1 protein-coding gene is annotated in these 1,883 nt (G+C 74.0%); it reads left to right on the top strand.

What is annotated here, in order from left to right; genetic code table 11:
* A partial coding sequence (rocD, locus tag C666_RS18980; RefSeq protein WP_051020048.1) for an ornithine--oxo-acid transaminase occupies nucleotides 1-1,854 on the top strand: 1,854 nt, incomplete at its 5' end.
* Nucleotides 1,855-1,883 lie beyond the last annotated feature (29 nt).

Raw genomic sequence — 1,883 nt, 5'->3', positions numbered from 1 at the left:
CTGGCCGACCGCATCGCCGCGCTCGCGGCGGATGCGGTGCCGCTGGTGCTCGGCGGCGACCATGCCGTCGCCGCCGGCACCTGGCGCGGCATCGCACGGCGGGCCGGCCATGCGCCCGGCCTGGTCTGGGTGGATGCCCACCTCGACAGCCATACCGCCACCACCACCCACTCCGGCAACATCCACGGCATGCCGCTGGCAGCGCTGCTCGGCGAAGGCGACGCCGCGCTGGCCGGCGTGCCCGGCCTGCCGCTCGACCCGGCGCGCACCTGCATCGTCGGCGCGCGGGCCTGGGAGCCCGAGGAAAGGCAGTTGCTGGAACGGCTCGGCGTGCGCATCTTCGACATGGCCGAAATCGCGCGGCGCGGCCTGACGGCGGTGTTCCGCGACGCGCTGGCCATCGCACGCGCGCAAGGCAGCGGCTTCGGCCTCAGCCTCGACCTCGACGCGCTCGACCCCCAGGCGCTGCCCGCCGTCACCTGCCCCGAGGCCAGCGGCCTCGATCCGCGCGAACTGGCGGACGCGCTGCTGGCGCTGCGCGGCTGTGACGACTTCCTCGCCCTCGAGATCGTCGAATACCGCCCCGACCTCGACGCCGACGGCCGCTGCGCCCGCTGGATCGCCGAGTTCGCCGCGGCGGCGCTGGGCCCGGACGGCGCCGAACTGCGCGACAAGGAACGGCGCCACGGCGCTGCCAACTACGCGCCGCTGCCCGTGGTGTTCCAGCGCGGCGAAGGCGTGTGGCTGTGGGACGTCGCCGGCCGGCGCTACCTCGACATGATGAGCGCCTACTCCGCGGTCAGCTTCGGCCACGGCCACCCGCGCCTGGTCCGCGCCTTGACCGAGCAGGCGCAGCGCCTGGCGCTGACCTCGCGCGCGTTTTTCAGCGACCGCCTGCCGGTCTTCCTCGAACGCCTGTGCGCCACCTTCGGCTACGAGCGCGCGCTGCCGGTCAATACCGGCCTGGAAGCCGTCGAGACGGCACTGAAGGCAGCGCGCAAATGGGGCTATACGGTCAAAGGCATCGCCGACGGCGAGGCCGAGGTCATCGCCTGCGACGGCAACTTCCACGGCCGCTCGATCACGATCGTCGGCTTCTCTTCGCACCGCCAGTACCGCGACGGCTTCGGCCCCTTTCCGCCTGGCCTGCGCCGCATCCCCTACGGCGACGCGGACGCGCTGGAAGCGGCGATCACGCCGCGCACCGCGGCCTTTCTGGTCGAACCGATTCAGGGCGAAGGCGGCATCGTCGTGCCGCCGGCCGGCTACCTGGCCCGCTGCGCCGAGATCTGCCGCCGCCACGGCGTGCTGCTGATCGCCGACGAAGTCCAGACCGGGCTCGGCCGCAGCGGCCGCTTGCTGGCCTGCGAACACGAAGGCGTGCGCCCGGACGGCCTGATCCTGGGCAAGGCGCTGGGCGGCGGCCTGCTGCCGGTGTCGGCCTTCCTCGCCGACCGTGCGGTGATGGACGTGTTCCGCCCTGGCGACCACGGCTCGACTTTCGGCGGCAACCCGCTGGCTGCCGCGGTCGGCACCGAAGTGCTGGCGCTGCTGGCCGAAACCCGCCCGTGGGAAAACGCCGAACGCCTCGGCGAAGCGCTGCGCGCGCAACTGCGCACCGCCGCCCTGCCCTGCGTGCGAGAGGTGCGCGGGCGCGGCCTGCTCGTCGGCGTCGAGCTCGACCCTGCCTTCAGCGCCGCCCGCTCCGCCGAATGCCTGCTGGCACGCGGCATCGCCACCCGCGACACCAACCGCAACGTGCTGCGGCTGGCGCCGCCGCTCGTCATCGACGAAGCGACGCTGCGCGAGGGCGCGGACATCGTCGCCGACACCCTCTCCAGCCTGCCGCGCTGAAGCCACCGCCGGCGCCGCCGGGGCCCGCC

This window comes from Thauera linaloolentis 47Lol = DSM 12138 (assembly GCF_000310205.1).
In the GTDB taxonomy this organism is placed as follows: Bacteria; Pseudomonadota; Gammaproteobacteria; order Burkholderiales; family Rhodocyclaceae; genus Thauera; species Thauera linaloolentis.
The sequence above is the reverse complement of the archived record's forward strand: the minus strand, read 5'-3'. Positions and strand labels throughout refer to the sequence as shown.